30 protein-coding genes are annotated in these 17,465 nt (G+C 30.6%); all 30 read left to right on the top strand.

Annotated features, from left to right (window positions below):
• The first annotated feature begins 68 nt into the window (after positions 1–68).
• The 30 genes from fusA (at position 69) to rplQ (ending at position 17,438) form a co-directional block, all read left to right on the top strand.
• Positions 69–2,177, top strand: coding sequence for an elongation factor G (fusA, locus tag D9V66_RS02695; protein ID WP_158365897.1), 2,109 nt, complete (start codon positions 69–71; stop codon positions 2,175–2,177).
• Positions 2,178–2,246: 69 nt separating this feature from the next.
• Positions 2,247–3,431 (top strand): elongation factor Tu, encoded by a 1,185-nt coding sequence (gene tuf / locus D9V66_RS02690; protein ID WP_158365896.1) that lies wholly within the window; start codon positions 2,247–2,249, stop codon positions 3,429–3,431.
• Between the two features lie 330 nt (positions 3,432–3,761).
• The gene (gene rpsJ, locus D9V66_RS02685; RefSeq protein ID WP_009874476.1) at positions 3,762–4,073 is read left to right on the top strand and encodes a 30S ribosomal protein S10; all 312 of its coding nucleotides are present in this window, start codon (positions 3,762–3,764) and stop codon (positions 4,071–4,073) included.
• Positions 4,074–4,112: 39 nt separating this feature from the next.
• Positions 4,113–4,742 (top strand): 50S ribosomal protein L3, encoded by a 630-nt coding sequence (gene rplC, locus D9V66_RS02680; RefSeq protein ID WP_158365895.1) that lies wholly within the window; start codon positions 4,113–4,115, stop codon positions 4,740–4,742.
• A gap of 17 nt (positions 4,743–4,759) precedes the next feature.
• On the top strand, positions 4,760–5,365 hold the full coding sequence (gene rplD, locus D9V66_RS02675) for a 50S ribosomal protein L4 (RefSeq protein ID WP_158365894.1): 606 nt from the start codon (positions 4,760–4,762) through the stop codon (positions 5,363–5,365).
• Positions 5,362–5,664, top strand: a complete 303-nt coding sequence (rplW, locus tag D9V66_RS02670) for a 50S ribosomal protein L23 (protein WP_158365893.1) — start codon at positions 5,362–5,364, stop codon at positions 5,662–5,664. Before rplD ends, rplW begins: the two co-directional genes overlap by 4 nt.
• A 17-nt stretch (positions 5,665–5,681) precedes the next feature.
• Positions 5,682–6,503 carry a 50S ribosomal protein L2 gene (gene rplB / locus D9V66_RS02665; RefSeq protein WP_158365892.1) on the top strand — a complete coding sequence of 274 codons (822 nt, stop codon included), beginning with the start codon at positions 5,682–5,684 and terminating at the stop codon, positions 6,501–6,503.
• A 22-nt stretch (positions 6,504–6,525) separates the two neighbouring features.
• Positions 6,526–6,804 carry a 30S ribosomal protein S19 gene (gene rpsS / locus D9V66_RS02660; protein WP_158365891.1) on the top strand — a complete coding sequence of 93 codons (279 nt, stop codon included), beginning with the start codon at positions 6,526–6,528 and terminating at the stop codon, positions 6,802–6,804.
• Positions 6,805–6,822: 18 nt separating this feature from the next.
• Positions 6,823–7,155, top strand: a complete 333-nt coding sequence (gene rplV, locus D9V66_RS02655) for a 50S ribosomal protein L22 (RefSeq protein WP_158365890.1) — start codon at positions 6,823–6,825, stop codon at positions 7,153–7,155.
• A gap of 17 nt (positions 7,156–7,172) precedes the next feature.
• Positions 7,173–7,874 carry a 30S ribosomal protein S3 gene (rpsC, locus tag D9V66_RS02650; RefSeq protein WP_158365889.1) on the top strand — a complete coding sequence of 234 codons (702 nt, stop codon included), beginning with the start codon at positions 7,173–7,175 and terminating at the stop codon, positions 7,872–7,874.
• Between the two features lie 23 nt (positions 7,875–7,897).
• Positions 7,898–8,308: a 50S ribosomal protein L16 gene (gene rplP, locus D9V66_RS02645; protein ID WP_158365888.1), complete on the top strand. Its 411-nt coding sequence runs from the start codon at positions 7,898–7,900 to the stop codon at positions 8,306–8,308.
• Positions 8,308–8,502, top strand: a complete 195-nt coding sequence (gene rpmC, locus D9V66_RS02640) for a 50S ribosomal protein L29 (protein WP_158365887.1) — start codon at positions 8,308–8,310, stop codon at positions 8,500–8,502. Before rplP ends, rpmC begins: the two co-directional genes overlap by 1 nt.
• A 2-nt stretch (positions 8,503–8,504) precedes the next feature.
• A complete protein-coding gene (rpsQ, locus tag D9V66_RS02635) occupies positions 8,505–8,756 on the top strand; it encodes a 30S ribosomal protein S17 (RefSeq protein ID WP_158365886.1) in 252 nt (83 codons plus the stop codon).
• A 124-nt stretch (positions 8,757–8,880) separates the two neighbouring features.
• Positions 8,881–9,249, top strand: a complete 369-nt coding sequence (rplN, locus tag D9V66_RS02630; RefSeq protein WP_158365885.1) for a 50S ribosomal protein L14 — start codon at positions 8,881–8,883, stop codon at positions 9,247–9,249.
• A 31-nt stretch (positions 9,250–9,280) separates the two neighbouring features.
• On the top strand, positions 9,281–9,595 hold the full coding sequence (gene rplX / locus D9V66_RS02625) for a 50S ribosomal protein L24 (protein ID WP_158365884.1): 315 nt from the start codon (positions 9,281–9,283) through the stop codon (positions 9,593–9,595).
• A gap of 35 nt (positions 9,596–9,630) precedes the next feature.
• Positions 9,631–10,170, top strand: coding sequence for a 50S ribosomal protein L5 (gene rplE, locus D9V66_RS02620; RefSeq protein WP_158365883.1), 540 nt, complete (start codon positions 9,631–9,633; stop codon positions 10,168–10,170).
• 15 nt (positions 10,171–10,185) lie between these two features.
• Positions 10,186–10,491 (top strand): 30S ribosomal protein S14, encoded by a 306-nt coding sequence (rpsN, locus tag D9V66_RS02615; RefSeq protein WP_158365882.1) that lies wholly within the window; start codon positions 10,186–10,188, stop codon positions 10,489–10,491.
• Positions 10,492–10,523: 32 nt separating this feature from the next.
• Positions 10,524–10,916, top strand: coding sequence for a 30S ribosomal protein S8 (gene rpsH / locus D9V66_RS02610; protein WP_158365881.1), 393 nt, complete (start codon positions 10,524–10,526; stop codon positions 10,914–10,916).
• A gap of 17 nt (positions 10,917–10,933) precedes the next feature.
• Positions 10,934–11,470: a 50S ribosomal protein L6 gene (rplF, locus tag D9V66_RS02605; RefSeq protein WP_158365880.1), complete on the top strand. Its 537-nt coding sequence runs from the start codon at positions 10,934–10,936 to the stop codon at positions 11,468–11,470.
• A 1-nt stretch (position 11,471) separates the two neighbouring features.
• Complete coding sequence (gene rplR / locus D9V66_RS02600; protein ID WP_158365879.1) at positions 11,472–11,840, top strand: 50S ribosomal protein L18; 369 nt, start codon at positions 11,472–11,474, stop codon at positions 11,838–11,840.
• Between the two features lie 15 nt (positions 11,841–11,855).
• Positions 11,856–12,359 carry a 30S ribosomal protein S5 gene (gene rpsE, locus D9V66_RS02595; RefSeq protein WP_158365878.1) on the top strand — a complete coding sequence of 168 codons (504 nt, stop codon included), beginning with the start codon at positions 11,856–11,858 and terminating at the stop codon, positions 12,357–12,359.
• 10 nt (positions 12,360–12,369) lie between these two features.
• Complete coding sequence (gene rpmD, locus D9V66_RS02590; RefSeq protein WP_158365877.1) at positions 12,370–12,549, top strand: 50S ribosomal protein L30; 180 nt, start codon at positions 12,370–12,372, stop codon at positions 12,547–12,549.
• A 4-nt stretch (positions 12,550–12,553) separates the two neighbouring features.
• Positions 12,554–12,988, top strand: coding sequence for a 50S ribosomal protein L15 (rplO, locus tag D9V66_RS02585; protein ID WP_158365876.1), 435 nt, complete (start codon positions 12,554–12,556; stop codon positions 12,986–12,988).
• 11 nt (positions 12,989–12,999) lie between these two features.
• Positions 13,000–14,319 (top strand): preprotein translocase subunit SecY, encoded by a 1,320-nt coding sequence (gene secY / locus D9V66_RS02580; RefSeq protein ID WP_158365875.1) that lies wholly within the window; start codon positions 13,000–13,002, stop codon positions 14,317–14,319.
• A gap of 35 nt (positions 14,320–14,354) precedes the next feature.
• The gene (gene rpmJ / locus D9V66_RS02575; protein WP_158365874.1) at positions 14,355–14,471 is read left to right on the top strand and encodes a 50S ribosomal protein L36; all 117 of its coding nucleotides are present in this window, start codon (positions 14,355–14,357) and stop codon (positions 14,469–14,471) included.
• A 99-nt stretch (positions 14,472–14,570) separates the two neighbouring features.
• Positions 14,571–14,927, top strand: a complete 357-nt coding sequence (rpsM, locus tag D9V66_RS02570) for a 30S ribosomal protein S13 (protein ID WP_158365873.1) — start codon at positions 14,571–14,573, stop codon at positions 14,925–14,927.
• Between the two features lie 17 nt (positions 14,928–14,944).
• Positions 14,945–15,337, top strand: coding sequence for a 30S ribosomal protein S11 (rpsK, locus tag D9V66_RS02565; RefSeq protein ID WP_158365872.1), 393 nt, complete (start codon positions 14,945–14,947; stop codon positions 15,335–15,337).
• A 27-nt stretch (positions 15,338–15,364) separates the two neighbouring features.
• Entirely contained in the window at positions 15,365–15,985 is a 621-nt protein-coding gene (rpsD, locus tag D9V66_RS02560) for a 30S ribosomal protein S4 (protein ID WP_158365871.1), read from the top strand.
• Between the two features lie 28 nt (positions 15,986–16,013).
• The gene (locus D9V66_RS02555) at positions 16,014–17,003 is read left to right on the top strand and encodes a DNA-directed RNA polymerase subunit alpha (protein WP_158365870.1); all 990 of its coding nucleotides are present in this window, start codon (positions 16,014–16,016) and stop codon (positions 17,001–17,003) included.
• A 42-nt stretch (positions 17,004–17,045) separates the two neighbouring features.
• Positions 17,046–17,438 (top strand): 50S ribosomal protein L17, encoded by a 393-nt coding sequence (gene rplQ / locus D9V66_RS02550; protein WP_158365869.1) that lies wholly within the window; start codon positions 17,046–17,048, stop codon positions 17,436–17,438.
• Positions 17,439–17,465: the final 27 nt, after the last annotated feature.

Below are 17,465 nucleotides of genomic sequence, written 5' to 3'. Positions count from 1 at the left end.
TTGAGACAATGATCTTAATTAGTTTGATAAAGTTTAATTGTTAACAATCTAAACATAAGAGAAAGATAATGTCTCGTATAACACCTATTTCTCGCTATCGTAATATTGGAATTAGTGCTCATATAGATGCTGGTAAAACAACTACTACAGAAAGAATTTTATTTTATACAGGAATTAATCATAAAATTGGTGAAGTTCATGATGGTGCTGCTACTATGGATTGGATGGAGCAAGAACAAGAAAGAGGAATTACCATTACCTCAGCTGCAACTACTGCGTTTTGGAGTGGTATGGCAAAACAATTTAAACCACATAGAATCAATATTATTGATACACCTGGACATGTTGATTTCACTATAGAAGTAGAGAGATCTATGCGTGTATTAGATGGTGCTGTTATGGTTTATTGTGCAGTAGGAGGAGTTCAACCACAGTCAGAAACTGTCTGGCGTCAAGCAAATAAATATAAAGTCCCTCGTATCGCTTTTATAAATAAAATGGATCGTATGGGCGCTAATTTTTTAAAAGTAGTAAAACAAATTAAAACACGTTTAGGAGCTAATCCTGTTCCTCTTCAGTTAGCAATTGGTTCAGAAGATAGTTTTATTGGAATTGTAGACTTAATTAAAATGAAAGCTATTTATTGGAAGGATTCTGATCAAGGTTTAACTTTTACTTATGATGAAATTCCTAAAGATATGATCTTTTTAGCAGAAAAATGGCATCAAAATCTAATTGAGGCATCAGTTGAATCAGATGAAGATCTTTTAGAAAAATACTTAAATGGTATTTCTTTATCAGAAAAAGAAATTAAATTTGGTTTAAGAAAAAGAGCTTTAAATGATGAAGTTGTACTTATTACTTGTGGTTCAGCTTTTAAAAATAAAGGAGTTCAAGCATTATTAGATGCAATAATTGAATATTTACCTGCTCCTGATGATATTCAAGATATTAAAGGTGTTTTAAATGATGATAAAAACACTCCAGCTATTAGATCTTCAAATGATACAGCTCCCTTTTCTGCTTTAGCATTTAAAATTGCAAATGATCCATTCGTAGGAAATTTAACTTTTTTTCGTGTGTATTCAGGAGTAGTAAAATCCGGAGATACTGTTTTTAATTCCGTTAAAACTCAAAAAGAAAGATTTGGTAGAATTGTTCAAATGCACGCTAATAAGAGAGAGGAAATTAAAGAAGTATATGCAGGTGATATAGCTGCTGCTATTGGCTTAAAAGATGTTACTACCGGAGACACGCTATGTGATTTAAATCAGCCAATTATATTAGAACAAATGGAATTTCCAGAACCAGTAATATCTATTTCTGTAGAACCTAAAACAAAATTAGATCAAGAAAAAATGGGTTTGGCTTTAGGACGATTAGCAAAAGAAGATCCATCATTTCGAGTACGAACTGATCAAGAATCTAATCAAACAATTATTTCTGGAATGGGTGAATTACATTTAGAAATTATTATTGATCGTATGAAAAGAGAATTTAGTGTAGATGCTAATGTTGGAAAACCTGAAGTAGCATATCGTGAAACCATTTTGAATAAAATAAAAGATATTGAAGGAAAGCATATTAAACAATCAGGTGGAAGAGGTCAATATGGTCATGTTGTTATAGAATTATTTCCATTAGAACCAGGAGGTGTTGGATATTTATTTGTTAATGACATTAAGGGAGGAATAATACCTAATGAATATATCTCGGCGGTTGATAAAGGCATACAAGAACAATTAAAATATGGTCCGCTAGCAGGATATCCTGTAGTAGATATAGGTGTACGCCTTTACTTTGGTTCTTATCATGATGTTGATTCTTCTGAATTAGCATTTAAATTAGCTGCTTCTATTGCATTTAAAAATGGATTTAAGAAAGCTAAGCCAGTTTTATTAGAACCTATTATGAAAGTAGAAGTAGAAACTCCAGATGATTACATGGGTGATGTTATTGGTGATTTGAATCGTAGAAGAGGTCTGATTGAAGGTATGCAGGATTTAGCAATAGGTAAAATTATTAAAGCATGCGTTCCTTTATCTGAAATGTTCGGTTACGCTACTGATTTACGTTCTCAAACTCAAGGAAGAGCATCATATTCTATGGAATTTCTAAAATATGTAGAAGCACCATCTAATATTTCCTCAGCTATTATTGAAAGAAGAGAAAAGTAGAAGTTTTTTTCTATAATGTATACAATATTTTTTATTTATAAAAAAATATATTATCTAAGGAATAAAATAATGTCTAAAGAAAAATTTCAGCGTTTAAAACCTCATATAAATGTAGGAACTATCGGTCATGTAGATCATGGAAAAACTACTTTGACTGCAGCTATCACAACTGTTTTATCTAAAAAATATGGTGGTTCTGCACGTGCTTTTGATCAAATCGACAATGCTCCAGAAGAAAAAGCTAGAGGCATCACAATTAATACTTCACATGTGGAATATGATACAGAATTTAGACATTATGCTCATGTAGATTGTCCAGGACACGCTGATTATATAAAAAATATGATTACCGGAGCAGCTCAAATGGACGGTGCTATTTTAGTAGTAGCTGCAACTGATGGACCAATGCCGCAAACTCGTGAACATATTTTACTTGGAAGACAAGTCGGAGTACCTTATATTGTTGTTTTTCTTAATAAATGTGATATGGTAGATGATGAAGAATTGCTTGAATTAGTAGAAATGGAAGTTCGTGATTTATTAACGCAATATGATTTTCCTGGAGACGATACTCCTATTGTTCGTGGTTCAGCTCTTAAAGCACTAGAAGGTGATCCTGAATGGGAATCAAAAATTATTGATTTATCTAAATTTTTAGACAGTTATATTCCTGAACCGAAACGAGCAATTGATCAACCTTTTTTATTACCAATAGAAGATGTTTTTTCTATATCAGGAAGAGGTACAGTAGTTACTGGAAGAGTAGAAAAAGGTGTAATAAAAGTTGGTGAAGAAGTAGAAATTGTCGGAATTAAAAAAACCACAAAAACTACTTGTACAGGTGTAGAAATGTTTAGAAAATTATTAGATGAAGGTCGTGCTGGGGAAAATGTAGGTGTTTTGCTTCGTGGTACAAAACGTGATGAAATTGAGAGAGGCCAAGTTTTAGCAAAACCAGGTAGTATTCATCCACATACAACATTCGAGTCTGAAGTTTATGTTTTATCCAAAGAAGAAGGCGGGCGTCATACTCCATTTTTTAAAGGATATCGTCCTCAGTTTTATTTTCGAACTACTGATGTAACAGGTTCTATTGAATTACCTTCAGGTGTTGAAATGGTTATGCCTGGGGATAATATAAAAATGACTGTTACTTTAATTAATCCTATTGCTATGGCTGATGGATTGCGATTTGCTATACGTGAAGGAGGTCGTACTGTTGGAGCTGGTGTAGTTTCTAAAGTTTTAAATTAATAACTTTTTATTTAAAATGTTTTTTATTTTGATATCTAGTTGAATTTATTAAGAAAAGAGTATAAAATGCTCTTTTCTTGATTAGAATTTATTATACTAACTTTCTTATATAATAAGTTCTTTTTTATTTTAATTGATTTAAAAGTAACTATATATAATATGTTTAAAAAAAAATTTTTATAAAAAATTAGCATTTTTTATATATTTTAAAAAAATACTCCTGATATAGGAGTTATATTAGTAATAACTAATGACATCTATTCTGAAATACATACATTAATTCAGAAAAGATAAAATTTCTAATGTGTATATAACTGGAGTTCTGAGCTAATGCAGAACCAAAGAATTCGTATTCGTTTAAAAGCTTTTGATCATAGATTAATCGATCAATCAACAACAGAAATTGTTGAAACAGCAAAAAGAACTGGTGCACAAGTACGTGGACCAATTCCTCTTCCAACTCGTAAAGAACGTTTTACTATTTTAGTTTCTCCACATGTAAATAAGGATGCGCGTGATCAATATGAAATTCGTACACATAAACGTTTGATTGATATAGTAGAACCTACTGAAAAAACTGTTGATGCACTTATGCGTTTAGATCTTGCTGCAGGTGTAGATGTACAAATTAGTTTAGGCTAATTGTAAAATGTATATGTATATGATTAAGGTATTAAAACAATGATTGGTTTAGTCGGTAAAAAACTTGGTATGACTCGTATTTTTACTAAAGAGGGAGCTTCAATTCCTGTTACAGTAATTGAACTTCAAGAAAATCGAATTACACAAGTAAAAAATATTAATACTGATCTTTATTCTGCTATTCAAGTAACAACTGGTGTGCAAAAAACAAATAAATTAACTAAACCGAAAGCGGGTCATTTTTTAAAATCTGGGGTTGTTCCTGGTAGGGGTTTATGGGAATTTAGAATTAATAAAAATGAAGTTTTTCAAGTTGGACAAAATATTAACATTCACATTTTTAAAAATGTAAAAAAAGTAGACGTTACAGGTTTTTCTAAAGGAAAAGGTTTTTCTGGAACAGTGAAACGTTGGAATTTTCATACTCAAGATGCAACTCATGGAAACTCTTTATCTCATAGAGTTCCTGGTTCTATTGGTCAGAATCAAACTCCTGGTAGAGTATTTAAGGGAAAAAAAATGGCAGGACAACTGGGTAATAACCGTGTAACAGTACAAAGTTTAAATATAGTAAAAATTGATGAAAATAGAAATCTTCTTTTAGTAAAAGGCGCTGTTCCTGGTGCTACTGGTGGTAATCTTATCGTTAAACCAGCTATTAAGATTTGAGCAGTGAGGAGTAAAGAATGGAATTAGTAGTTAAAGACATACAAAGTGTTCTTAATGTTTCTGAAATCATTTTTGGTCGTGATTTTAATAAAGCTCTAATCCATCAAGTCGTTATTGCTTATTCAGCATCTACGCGTCAAGGTACGAGAGCCCAAAAAAGTCGTGCAGAGGTTTCTGGGTCAGGTAGAAAACCATGGCGTCAAAAAGGCACAGGTCGTGCACGTGCAGGATCTTTTAGAAGTCCGATTTGGCGATCAGGCGGTGTAACTTTTGCTGCAAAACCGCAAGAATATAGTCAGAAAGTTAACAAAAAAATGTATCGTGGTGCATTAAAAAGTATTTTTTCTGAATTAATACGTCAAAAAAGATTAATTGTTTTTAAAAATTTTTCATTAAATCTACCAAAAACAAAATTTTTAGTAGAAAAGTTAAAAGATATAAATTTAAAAAGTGTTTTTATTATTACTGATAAAATAGATAACAATTTATTACTTGCGTCTAGAAACTTACATTCTGTTGATGTCAAAGATGTTTATTCTATAGATCCTGTTAGTTTAATTGCTTGTGAACATGTCATTATTACTGTTGATGCCGTAAAAAAAGTAGAGGAAATGCTTTCATGATTTCTGAAGAACGTTTACTTAAAATATTGCTTTCTCCACATGTGTCTGAAAAGTCTTCGATATCAATAGAAAAATGTAATACTGTTGTTTTAAAAGTATTAAATAATGCTACTAAACATGAAATAAAATATGCAGTAAAAAAAATATTTGATGTTGAAGTTGATAGTGTAAGAACTTTAAAAGTAAAAGGAAAAAAAAAGCGTCAATCTAATCGTATTATTCAGAAAAGCAATTGGAAAAAAGCCTACATTAAAGTGAAAAAAGGGTATAATTTAGACTTCATAGGCAATGCAGAGTAATTGAAGGAAAAATAACAATGGCAATTGTTAAATGCAAACCAACATCTCCGGGTCGTCGTCACGTTATTAAAATTGTCAACACAAAATTATATAAAGGAAAACCTTATTCTTCACTCTTAAAAAAGAAAAGTAAAAGTGGAGGACGTAATAACAAAGGAAGGATTACAACCCGTCATATCGGTGGTGGACATAAAAGAACATATCGTATTATAGATTTTAAAAGAAATAAAGATGGAGTAGAAGCTATTGTAGAAAGATTTGAATATGATCCTAATCGTTCTTCTAATATTGCTTTAATATTATATAAAGATGGAGAAAGAAATTATATTTTAGCTCCAAAAAATTTAAGTATCGGAGATAAAATTATATCTGGTTTGCATTCTCCTGTAAAAATAGGAAATTGTTTGCCAATTAAAAAAATACCTGTCGGTACCTTTATTCATAATGTAGAAATGAAACCAGGAAAAGGTGGTCAAATAGCTCGTTCTGCAGGTAGTTATGTACAATTAGTTGCATGTGATAAAGAATATTCTACTTTAAGATTACGTTCCGGTGAAATGCGGAAAATACAATCTACTTGCAGAGCCACTATTGGTGAAGTTGGTAATTCAGAACATATGTTAAAAGTCTTAGGTAAAGCAGGTGCTTCTCGTTGGATGGGTATACGTCCTACTGTTCGTGGTACAGCCATGAATCCTGTTGATCATCCTCATGGAGGTGGTGAAGGAAGAAATTTTGGTAAACATCCTGTAACTCCTTGGGGTGTTCAAACTAAAGGTAAAAAAACTCGTAAAAACAAGCGTACCGAAAAATTTATTTTACGTCATCGTGTTAAATAATTTTAAAAGGGATCATTTTAATATGCCACGCTCTCTTAAGAAAGGTCCTTATATTGATTTAAGCTTATTTAAAAAAGTAGAAAAATCAGTAAAAATAAGTGATAAAAAACCTATAAAAACTTGGTCAAGACGTTCAACAATATTTCCTAATATGGTTGGATTGACAATATCTGTACATAATGGTCGTCAACATATTCCCGTATTTATTACTGAAGAAATGGTAGGACATAAATTAGGAGAATTTTCTTTAACTCGTACTTATAGAGGACATACTGCCGATAAAAAAGTAAAAAAACGTTAAAAAAAAGAGGAAGCATAAATGGAAACGTTAGCTAAACATCGTCAAGCAAAGTCTTCTGCACAAAAAGTACGTTTGATCGCAGATTTAATTCGTGGTAAAACAGTGCCTCACGCATTAAATATTTTAATTTATACCAGAAAAAAAGCTGCTATTTTAGTGAAAAAAGTTCTTGAGTCAGCCATAGCAAATGCAGAACACAATAACGGTGCAGATATAGATCAATTAGTAGTTAAAAAAATTTTTGTTAATGAAGGTTCAACAATGAAAAGAATGATGCCACGTGCTAAAGGACGTGCAGATCGTATTTTAAAACGTACTAGTCATATTACTGTAATTGTATCTGATCGTTAATATTGGGGAGAATAATAATGGGTCAGAAAGTACATCCTAATGGAATGCGATTAGGTATAATAAAAAAATGGAATTCAGTTTGGTTTGCTAATACTAAAGATTTTGCTGATCATTTAGATGGCGATTATAAAGTTCGTCAGTTTTTAATGAAAGAATTATCAAAAGCGTCGATTTCTCGGATTATTATTGAAAGACCTGCAAAAAGTATTCGAGTTACTATTTATACCGCAAGACCAGGTATTGTTATTGGTAAAAAAGGTGAAGATGTAGAAAAATTAAGAGTTACTATTGCTCAAATTACTGGTGTTCCAGTGCAAATAAATATTTCTGAAGTACGCAAACCAGAACTAGATGCAAAACTTGTTTCCGATAGTATTACTTCTCAATTAGAACGAAGAGTTATGTTTAGACGTGCAATGAAAAGATCTGTTCAAAATGCTATGCGACAAGGGGCTAAAGGTATTAAAGTTGAAGTTAGTGGACGTTTAGGTGGGGCTGAAATAGCTCGTAGAGAATGGTATAGAGAGGGTAGAGTACCTTTACATACTCTTCGTGCAAATATTGATTATAGCACTTCAGAAGCTCATACAACATATGGTGTCATAGGTGTAAAGGTATGGATTTTTAAAGGTGAAATATTAGGTGGTATGGCAGCAATTGAAAAATTAGAAAAACCTTCTGTTCAAAAAAAAAAGCAAAATCGCAAAAATCGTAAGTAAAAGAGAGAAGGGGAGGATTGATAATGTTACAACCAAAACGTACTAAATTTCGTAAAATGCATAAAGGACGAAATCGTGGTTTAGCTTCTGGTACTAACATTAATTTTGGTTCTTTTGGTTTAAAAGCTATTGATCGAGGACGTTTAACAGCTCGTCAAATTGAGTCCGCAAGAAGAGCTATCACTCGTTGTATTAAAAGACAAGGTAAAATGTGGATACGTATTTTCCCTGATAAACCTATTACTCAAAAACCATTAGAAGTACGAATGGGAAAAGGAAAAGGTAATGTAGAATATTGGGTGGCTTTAGTACAGCCTGGAAAAGTCCTTTATGAATTAGATGGAGTTACTGAAGAAGAATCACGTGAAGCATTTAAGTTAGCAGCAGCGAAATTACCGATTAAAACTGTTTTTGTAACTAAAATGGTGATGTAATGAAAGAAATAGTAAAATTTCGAAAAAAAAATAAAAAAGATCTTAATATAGAACTTTTACAATTATTTCGAGAACAATTTAATCTGCGAATGCAGTCTGTTTCTGGAAAACTAAAACAACCTCATTTATTAAGAAAAGTTAGACGAAATATCGCACAAGTAAAGACTTTATTGACTGCAAAGGAAGGAAATTAAAAATGGAAAAAATTCGAACTTTGCAAGGACGTGTTTTAAGGAATAAGATGCAAAAATCTGCTGTTGTTGCTATTCAACGCTTTGTAAAACACGATATTTATGGGAAGTTTATAAAACGAACTACAAAATTACATATTCATGATGAAAAAAATGAGTGTTCTATTGGTGATTTGATAGAAATTAGAGAATCTCGTCCAATTTCTAAAACAAAATCTTGGATTTTAGTTCGTATTGTTGAAAAAGCTATTTTGTAAACAATTAAAAATCATTTGGTTTGTCTGTGTTTTATATTAATAAATGATAACTAATGTTAGAATGAAATTGTTTTTATTATTGTCTTCTAAGTAGATCAATTAGAATAACTGAGGCGTTAAAAATATGATTCAAGAACAAACAATTTTACACGTAGCAGATAATTCTGGTGCACGTTCCGCTATGTGTATTAAAGTATTAGGTGGTTCTCATCGTCGATATGCAGGTATCGGCGATGTTATTAAAATTACGATTAAAGAAGCGATACCTAGAGGTAAAGTAAAAAAAGGAGAAGTATTAAAAGCTGTGATAGTAAGAACAAAAAAAGGAGTAAGACGATCTGATGGTTCTATTATCCGTTTTGATACTAATGCTTGTGTTGTATTAAATAATAACGAACAACCTCTTGGAACTCGTATTTTTGGACCTGTTACTCGTGAACTTAGAACAGAAAAATTTATGAAAATTATTTCATTAGCTCCAGAAGTTCTTTGAAAATAATATTTTAGTCTTAAAGGAATGAAAAATGGCATCAAAATTACGTCGTAATGATGAAGTTATTATATTAACTGGAAAAGATAAAGGAAAGAAAGGTATTATAAAAAGTATTTTATCTTCAAATAAAGCAATTATAAATGGTTTAAATTTAATTAAGAAGCATCAAAAACCAGTTCCCTCTCAAAATAAAAGTGGTGGTATTATAGAAAAAGAAGCACCTATTCAAATATCAAATATTGCTATTTTTAATCCTGAATCTAATAAAGCAGATCGTGTTGGTTTTAGATTTGAAGAAGGGAAAAAAATTAGGTTTTTTAAATCTAATGGTAAAATCATTAAATAATTTGGAGTAATATCAAACGGAGTTATATAAATATAATGGCAACACTGTATAATTATTATAAATCAAAAGTAATAAAACAACTTATGTTTGAACTAAATTATAGTTCTACAATGCAAGTTCCTAAAATTGATAAAATAACTTTAAATATGGGTGTAGGATCTGCCGCTACTGATAAAAAAATTTTAGATAATGCTATTTTAGATTTAACAGCAATATCCGGACAAAAACCATTAATTACTAAGGCTCGTAAATCAGTTGCGGGTTTTAAAATTCGTCAAGGTTATCCTATTGGTTGTAAAGTGACATTACGTGGTCAAAGAAAATGGGATTTCTTTGAGCGCTTAATTGTTATTGCGATTCCACGTATTCGTGATTTTCGTGGTTTATCAAGTAATTCTTTTGATGGTCAAGGAAATTATAGTTTAGGAATACGAGAACAGATTATTTTTCCTGAAATTGATTATGATAAAATTGATCGAGTGCGTGGATTAGATATTACTATAACTACTACAGCTAAAAATGATAAAGAAGGGCGTTCATTATTATCTGCTTTTAATTTTCCTTTTCGTAAGTGATATTAAGGTTATTCAATGGCTAAGCAATCAATGAAAGCACGAGAAGTAAAACGTGTAAAATTAGCTAATAAATTTTACACACAACGTATTGAATTAAAAAATATTATTTCTAATATTAATTTATCAGAAGAAGAACGTTGGAATGCTGTTCTTAAATTACAATCTTTCCCTCGCGATTCTAGTCCATCACGTCAAAGAAATAGATGTCGTCAAACTGGACGACCTCATGCATTCTTACGTAAATTTGGATTAAGTCGAATTAAAGTTAGAGAAGCTGCTATGAGGGGTGAAATCCCTGGTTTAAAAAAAGCAAGTTGGTAAAATATACTTTTTTTCAATTTTGGAGTTTTCAAATGAGTATGCAAGATCCAGTATCAGATATGTTGACCCGTATTAGAAATGGTCAATTATCTAATAAATATTCAGTAAAAATGCCTTCGTCTAAATTAAAAAAATCAATTATTGAATTGTTAAAAAAGGAAGGTTTTATTAAAGATTTTAATATTACAGGTACATCTAAATTAGAATTAGAAATAATTTTAAAATATTTCAAAGGAAAACCTGTTGTAGAAAACATTCAACGTGTCAGTCGTCCAAGTTTGCGAATATATAAAAAAAAGAACAAATTACCTAAAGTAATGGATAATCTAGGTATTGCTGTAATTTCTACTTCTAAAGGTATTATGACAGATCGTAAAGCTCGTGAAGTAGGTCTTGGCGGTGAGATTGTTTGTTATGTATCTTAATATACAATGGAGGAAAAATGTCTCGTATTGCTAAACGTCCAATCGTAGTTCCTTCTGATATTAATGTACAATTAAATTCACAAACAATATCAATTCAAGGTAAATATGGACAGCTCTCACGTACTATTCACAATTCAGTTAGCATTAAATATTTAGAAGACAAAATAATTTTTTTACCGCGTTCAGGTTTTTCTGATAGTTGGGCACAGGCTGGAACGTCAAGAGCTCTTGTAAATTCCATGATTATAGGAGTTTCTAAAAGATTTGTCAAAAAACTACAACTTTCTGGAGTTGGATATCGAGTTTCAATGACAAAAGATAATATAATTAATATGTCATTAGGATACTCTCATCCTGTTATTTATGCTTTACCTAAAGGTATTAGTATAGAAAATCCTTCACCTACAGAAATAATAATTCAAGGAATTGATAAACAATTAGTTGGTCAAATCGCTGCTAATCTACGTTCTTATCGCGTTCCAGAACCTTATAAAGGAAAAGGTATTCGTTATTCAGATGAAATTGTACGTATAAAAGAGGCTAAAAAGAAATAATATGATTGTTGTAAGTAAAAATAAAATTACTTCTCGTATACGTAGATCCATGAAAACACGTTGTAAAATTAAAAAATTAGGTGCAACTCGATTAGTTGTACATCGTACTTCACGCCATATATATGCCCAAATAATTTCTTCTAAAAAGTCTAAAGTATTAGTATTCGCTTCAACTTTAGAGAAAAATATAAGCAGTGGTTTAAAATATACAGGTAATAAAAAAGCTGCAGAAATAGTAGGAAAAATTATTGCAGAAAGAGCTTTATCAAAAGGAATATCTAATGTTTCTTTTGATCGATCTGGTTTTAAATATCACGGTCGTATAAAAGAATTAGCAAAATCTGCACGTGAATTTGGACTTAAGTTTTAAGGTGAAAAATACAGAATGGCTAATATTGAAAAAAAAAATAATAGTGATTTACAAGAAAAATTAATTACAGTAAATCGAGTTTCGAAAACTGTAAAAGGTGGTCGTATATTTTCTTTTACAGCATTAACTGTAGTTGGGAATGGAAATGGTAGAGTTGGATTTGGTTATGGAAAAGCACGTGAAGTTCCTGCTGCTATTCAAAAAGCTATGGAAAAAGCTAGACGTAATATGATTACTATACCGTTAGTAAATAAAACTTTACAACATTCATTAAAAGGGGCTCATACTGGATCAAATATTTTTATGAAACCAGCTTCTGATGGAACTGGGATTATTGCAGGTGGTGCCATGCGTGCGGTTTTAGAAGTAGCAGGAGTACATAATGTATTAGCTAAAACTTATGGTTCTACTAATCCAATTAATGTGGTTCGAGCTACTATGAATGGTTTAATGAATATGAAATCTCCAGAAATGATAGCTGCTAAGAGACATAAACGTATTGAAGATATATTGGGATAAATTTTACTTTATGAAAAATATAAAAATTACTCAAATAAAAAGTGCTATAGGAAGATTGCCTAAACATAAGAAAACATTGATAGGACTTGGATTACGTTACATTGGACATACTGTAATACGTGAAAATACACCTGCTATTCAAGGTATGATAAGAAAAGTTTCTTATATTTTAAAAATACAAGAGGAATAAAATCATGTATTTAAACACTCTTTCTCCAGCATATGGAGCACGTCATAATCGTAGAAGGTTAGGTCGAGGTATTGGTTCTGGTTTAGGAAAAACTTCAGGTCGAGGTCATAAAGGTCAAAAATCTAGATCAGGGGGTAGTATTCGTCGGGGTTTTGAAGGAGGTCAAATGCCTTTATATAGACGTCTTCCTAAGTTTGGTTTTAATTCTCGAAAAAAAAAGAGCACTTCTGAAGTTCGTTTGACAGATATATCAAATTTATCTAAAAATGTCATTGATCTTGATATATTAAAAAAAGAAAATATCATCAAAAAAAACATTAAACATGTAAAAATTATTTTTACAGGAAAATTAAAAGTTCCTTTAATCATAAGAGGTTTACTTGTGACTAGAGGTGCTCGGACTGCAATAGAACACTCTGGTGGTAAAATTGAAGGATAAGAAATAAAGATATGGCAAAACAATTAGGATTGAATTTAAAAAATACTAAAAAAAATATTAGTGAACTAAAACAAAGAGTTATCTTTTTAATAATAGCTCTAATTGTTTTTCGTATTGGTTCTTTTATCCCAATTCCTGGAGTTGATACTACAATTTTATCAAAAATATTAAATGAACAAAAAGGTACTATTGTTGATATGTTTAACATGTTTTCCGGTGGTGCCTTAAGTCGTGCTTCTATTTTTTCTTTAGGTATTATGCCGTATATATCAGCTTCTATTATTATTCAATTATTAACATTAGTACATCCAACTTTGGCAGAAATTAAAAAAGAAGGAGAATCTGGACGTCATAAAATAAATCAGTATACTAGATATGCTACTTTAATATTATCTTTATTACAGTCTATTGGAATTGCTACAAGTTTGCCTAATATTTTAGGAATGCATACTATTATAATAAATCCTGATTTTTATTTTTATTTAACAGCAATTGTCAGTTTAGTTACTGGTACTATATTTTTAATGTGGTTAGGGGAACTAATTACAGAATGTGGTATTGGTAATGGAATTTCAATTATTATTTTTGCAGGAATAATAGCAGGTTTACCAGCAGCTATCGGTAATACTATTGAACAAACAAGACAAGGAAATTTACATTTTTTATTATTTTTATTTATTTTAATATTAATGTTTTCAGTTATTTTCTTTGTAGTTTTTATTGAACGTGCACAAAGAAAAATTATTGTAAATTATGCTCAACGTCAACGAGGTCGACGTATTTACACTGCCCAAAGTACTCATTTACCTTTAAAAATTAACATGTCAGGTGTTATACCTGCAATTTTTGCTTCTAGCATAGTTCTTTTTCCTGTAACTATTATATCGTGGTTTAAAGTAAGTCATAAATGGGAATTTTTAAGGACTGTTTCTTTTTGTTTACAACCTAATCAACCGTTGTATTTAATTCTATATATATCTGCTATAGTGTTTTTTTGTTTTTTTTACACAGGATTAGTGTTTAATCCTCGTGAAACAGCAGATAATCTCAAAAGATCAGGTGCTTTTATTGCAGGAATTAGACCTGGTGAACAAACTGCTAAATATATTCATAAAATAATGTTAAGACTAACATTTTTTGGCTCTCTTTATATTACATTTATTTGTTTAATGCCGGAATTTATGAGGAGTATTATGAATGTTCCATTTTATTTTGGTGGTACTTCTTTATTAATTGTTGTTGTGGTTATTATGGATTTTATTTCTCAAATTCAAACATTAATGATGTCTAATCAATATGATTCTATATTAAAAAAATCTAACTTAAATTAAAAAAATTTTTAGAAAAAATATTTAAGGAGTTTATCATGAAAGTAAAAGCTTCTGTGAAAATACTTTGTCGAAATTGTAAAATTATACGAAGACATAATGTTGTACGAGTAATTTGTAGCAATGATCCTAAACACAAACAACGTCAAGGTTAATTTTTTACTAAATAATAATAAATTTTTCATAATTTTTTGAAAAACTAACTATTATTTATAAGATGTAAATCTATAATCAAATAGATGAGGTTTTATTATATGGCACGTATTGCAGGAATCAACATTCCAGAAAACAAACATACTATAATTGCATTGACTGCAATATATGGCATCGGGAAAAAACGTTCTAAAATAATTTGTTCTATTACAAAAATTCCTGAAAACTCTAAAATTACAGATTTAAGTGAAGCACAAATTGAACTTTTAAGAGCTAATGTTGCAAAATATGTTATTGAAGGTGATTTAAGAAGAGAAAAAACTTTAAACATTAAACGCTTGATTGATTTAAGTTGTTACCGTGGTTTACGTCATCGACGACATCTTCCAGTACATGGACAGAGAACTAAAACTAATGCTAGAACCTGCAAAGGCCCTCGAAAACCAATAAAAAAATAATTTAGGTAATTTTAATAATGGTAAAAAACTCAGTAATTCGTACACGGAAACGTGCTAAAAAACAAATTTTAGATGGAATAGCTCATATTCATGCTTCTTTTAATAACACTATTGTAACTATTACAGATAGACAAGGAAATGCTTTAGGTTGGGCGACTTCTGGTGGTTCTGGTTTTAGAGGTTCTCGTAAATCCACTCCTTTTGCTGCACAAATTGCTGCTGAACGTTGTGCAGAAATTGTTAAAGATTATGGTATAAAAAATTTAGAAGTTATGGTTAAAGGTCCTGGTCCAGGAAGAGAATCCACTATTAGAGCGTTAAATGCTGCTGGATTTCGTATTACAAATATAACTGATGTAACACCAATCCCTCACAATGGATGCCGTCCTCCTAAAAAACGTCGTGTATAATTTTTTTAGGAAGTTTTGGAGAATAAAATGGCGAAATATTTAGGTCCGAAATTAAAGTTAAGTCGACGTGAAGGTACTGATTTGTTTTTAAAATCAGGATTACGTCCAATAGAATCAAAATGTAAATTAGAGCAACCTCCTGGACAGCATGGTATTCGAAAACCTAGGTTATCTGACTATGCCATTCAATTACGTGAAAAACAAAAAGTACGTCGTTTATATGGTGTTTTAGAACGTCAATTTAAAATATATTATAAAATTGCAGCTAGTTTAAAAGGTAATACTGGTGCAAATTTATTACAGTTGTTAGAAAGTAGATTAGATAATGTAATTTATCGTATGGGTTTCGGTTGTACACGTGCTGAGTCAAGACAATTAATTAGTCATAAATCTATTATGGTTAATGATATAGTTGTAAATATACCTTCATATAAAATATCACCTAATGATCGAATATCTATTAGAAAAAAGTCTAAAAATCAATCACGTATCAAAGCATCTTTGGAACTTGTTGAGCAAAGAGAAAAACCAATTTGGTTAGACGTTGATTCAACAAAAATGGAAGGTGTATTTAAAAGATTTCCTGAACGTTCTGATTTATCTGCAGAGATCAATGAACACTTGATTGTTGAACTTTATTCTAAGTAGTAAAGTTTAATATTAAATAGAGGATTATATGCAGAATGCTATTATAGGGTTTTTAAAACCAAGACTTGTAGATATTGAACAAATTAGTATGACTCATACAAAAGTAACTTTAGAACCTTTAGAAAGAGGATTTGGTCATACACTTGGCAATGCATTAAGAAGAATTCTTCTTTCTTCTATGCCAGGATGTGCTGTAACTGAAGTTGAAATCGATGGTGTGCTTCATGAGTATAGTACTAAAGAAGGAATACAAGAAGATATTTTAGAAATATTATTAAATTTAAAAAGATTAGCTGTAAAAGTATATGGTAAAGATGAAGTTTTTCTTACATTGAATAAATCTGGTATTGGTTGTGTCACTGCAGCAGATATAACACATGATGGTGATGTAGAAATTATTAAACCAGAACATGTAATTTGTCATTTAACTTATGAAAAAGCTTCTATTAAAATGCGGATAAAAGTACAACGTGGAAGAGGTTATATTCCAGCCTCTTCTAGAGTTCATATAGAAGACAATTCACGTCCTATAGGTTGTTTGCTAGTAGACGCATGCTATAGTCCAATAGATCGAATTTCTTATAACGTAGAAGCAGCTCGTGTAGAACAAAGGACTGATTTAGATAAATTAATTATTGAAATGGAAACAAATGGAACAATTGATCCAGAAGAAGCAATTCGTCGGGCTGCTACTATTTTAGCAGAACAATTAGAAGCTTTTGTTGATTTAAGAGATGTTCGTGAACCTGAAGTAAAAGAAGAAAAACCTGAATTTGAACCTATTTTATTACGTCCTGTAGATGATCTAGAACTAACAGTACGTTCTGCTAATTGTCTTAAAGCTGAAGCAATACATTATATTGGTGATTTAGTACAAAGAACTGAAGTAGAACTTTTAAAAACACCTAATTTAGGAAAGAAATCTTTAACTGAAATTAAAGATATATTAGCTTCTCGAAATTTATCTCTTGGGATGAGATTAGAAAATTGGCCACCTTCGAGTATTTTAGATGAATAATTTTATATATTTTAAAAATATTTTGATATAAGGGATAAATTTATGCGTCATAGAAAAAGCGGTCGCCAATTAAATCGTAATAGCAGTCATCTTAAAGCCATGTTAAAAAATATGGCCTGTTCACTATTTTTACACGAAATTATTAAAACTACACTTGCAAAAGCAAAAGAATTACGACGTATTGTAGAACCACTTATAACTTTATCTAAAGTAGATACTATTGCACATAGACGATTAGTGTTTTCTCGTATTCGTGATAATGAAATAGTAGCAAAATTATTTACAACATTAGGACCTTCTTTTATTAGTAGATCAGGAGGGTATACACGTATTTTAAAATGTGGTTTTCGATCCGGAGATAAAGCTCCTATGGCTTATATTGAATTAGTTGATCGCGTTAAAAAAAATAAAAAAGAAGTAATTGTAGAGAAATAAAAAATTTTTTCGTCTAAAGCAAACGGA

Source organism: Buchnera aphidicola (Brevicoryne brassicae) (assembly GCF_005082825.1).
Taxonomy (GTDB): Bacteria; Pseudomonadota; Gammaproteobacteria; order Enterobacterales; family Enterobacteriaceae; genus Buchnera; species Buchnera aphidicola_AK.
The sequence above is the reverse complement of the archived record's forward strand: the minus strand, read 5'-3'. Positions and strand labels throughout refer to the sequence as shown.

Bases quoted from the DNA above. Each gene is read 5' to 3' on its own strand.
- fusA (WP_158365897.1), top strand. From the start codon at position 69: ATGTCTCGTATAACACCTATTTCTCGCTATCGTAATATTGGAATTAGT.
- tuf (WP_158365896.1), top strand. From the start codon at position 2,247: ATGTCTAAAGAAAAATTTCAGCGTTTAAAACCTCATATAAATGTAGGA.
- rpsJ (WP_009874476.1), top strand. From the start codon at position 3,762: ATGCAGAACCAAAGAATTCGTATTCGTTTAAAAGCTTTTGATCATAGA.
- rplC (WP_158365895.1), top strand. From the start codon at position 4,113: ATGATTGGTTTAGTCGGTAAAAAACTTGGTATGACTCGTATTTTTACT.
- rplD (WP_158365894.1), top strand. From the start codon at position 4,760: ATGGAATTAGTAGTTAAAGACATACAAAGTGTTCTTAATGTTTCTGAA.
- rplW (WP_158365893.1), top strand. From the start codon at position 5,362: ATGATTTCTGAAGAACGTTTACTTAAAATATTGCTTTCTCCACATGTG.
- rplB (WP_158365892.1), top strand. From the start codon at position 5,682: ATGGCAATTGTTAAATGCAAACCAACATCTCCGGGTCGTCGTCACGTT.
- rpsS (WP_158365891.1), top strand. From the start codon at position 6,526: ATGCCACGCTCTCTTAAGAAAGGTCCTTATATTGATTTAAGCTTATTT.
- rplV (WP_158365890.1), top strand. From the start codon at position 6,823: ATGGAAACGTTAGCTAAACATCGTCAAGCAAAGTCTTCTGCACAAAAA.
- rpsC (WP_158365889.1), top strand. From the start codon at position 7,173: ATGGGTCAGAAAGTACATCCTAATGGAATGCGATTAGGTATAATAAAA.
- rplP (WP_158365888.1), top strand. From the start codon at position 7,898: ATGTTACAACCAAAACGTACTAAATTTCGTAAAATGCATAAAGGACGA.
- rpmC (WP_158365887.1), top strand. From the start codon at position 8,308: ATGAAAGAAATAGTAAAATTTCGAAAAAAAAATAAAAAAGATCTTAAT.
- rpsQ (WP_158365886.1), top strand. From the start codon at position 8,505: ATGGAAAAAATTCGAACTTTGCAAGGACGTGTTTTAAGGAATAAGATG.
- rplN (WP_158365885.1), top strand. From the start codon at position 8,881: ATGATTCAAGAACAAACAATTTTACACGTAGCAGATAATTCTGGTGCA.
- rplX (WP_158365884.1), top strand. From the start codon at position 9,281: ATGGCATCAAAATTACGTCGTAATGATGAAGTTATTATATTAACTGGA.
- rplE (WP_158365883.1), top strand. From the start codon at position 9,631: ATGGCAACACTGTATAATTATTATAAATCAAAAGTAATAAAACAACTT.
- rpsN (WP_158365882.1), top strand. From the start codon at position 10,186: ATGGCTAAGCAATCAATGAAAGCACGAGAAGTAAAACGTGTAAAATTA.
- rpsH (WP_158365881.1), top strand. From the start codon at position 10,524: ATGAGTATGCAAGATCCAGTATCAGATATGTTGACCCGTATTAGAAAT.
- rplF (WP_158365880.1), top strand. From the start codon at position 10,934: ATGTCTCGTATTGCTAAACGTCCAATCGTAGTTCCTTCTGATATTAAT.
- rplR (WP_158365879.1), top strand. From the start codon at position 11,472: ATGATTGTTGTAAGTAAAAATAAAATTACTTCTCGTATACGTAGATCC.
- rpsE (WP_158365878.1), top strand. From the start codon at position 11,856: ATGGCTAATATTGAAAAAAAAAATAATAGTGATTTACAAGAAAAATTA.
- rpmD (WP_158365877.1), top strand. From the start codon at position 12,370: ATGAAAAATATAAAAATTACTCAAATAAAAAGTGCTATAGGAAGATTG.
- rplO (WP_158365876.1), top strand. From the start codon at position 12,554: ATGTATTTAAACACTCTTTCTCCAGCATATGGAGCACGTCATAATCGT.
- secY (WP_158365875.1), top strand. From the start codon at position 13,000: ATGGCAAAACAATTAGGATTGAATTTAAAAAATACTAAAAAAAATATT.
- rpmJ (WP_158365874.1), top strand. From the start codon at position 14,355: ATGAAAGTAAAAGCTTCTGTGAAAATACTTTGTCGAAATTGTAAAATT.
- rpsM (WP_158365873.1), top strand. From the start codon at position 14,571: ATGGCACGTATTGCAGGAATCAACATTCCAGAAAACAAACATACTATA.
- rpsK (WP_158365872.1), top strand. From the start codon at position 14,945: ATGGTAAAAAACTCAGTAATTCGTACACGGAAACGTGCTAAAAAACAA.
- rpsD (WP_158365871.1), top strand. From the start codon at position 15,365: ATGGCGAAATATTTAGGTCCGAAATTAAAGTTAAGTCGACGTGAAGGT.
- D9V66_RS02555 (WP_158365870.1), top strand. From the start codon at position 16,014: ATGCAGAATGCTATTATAGGGTTTTTAAAACCAAGACTTGTAGATATT.
- rplQ (WP_158365869.1), top strand. From the start codon at position 17,046: ATGCGTCATAGAAAAAGCGGTCGCCAATTAAATCGTAATAGCAGTCAT.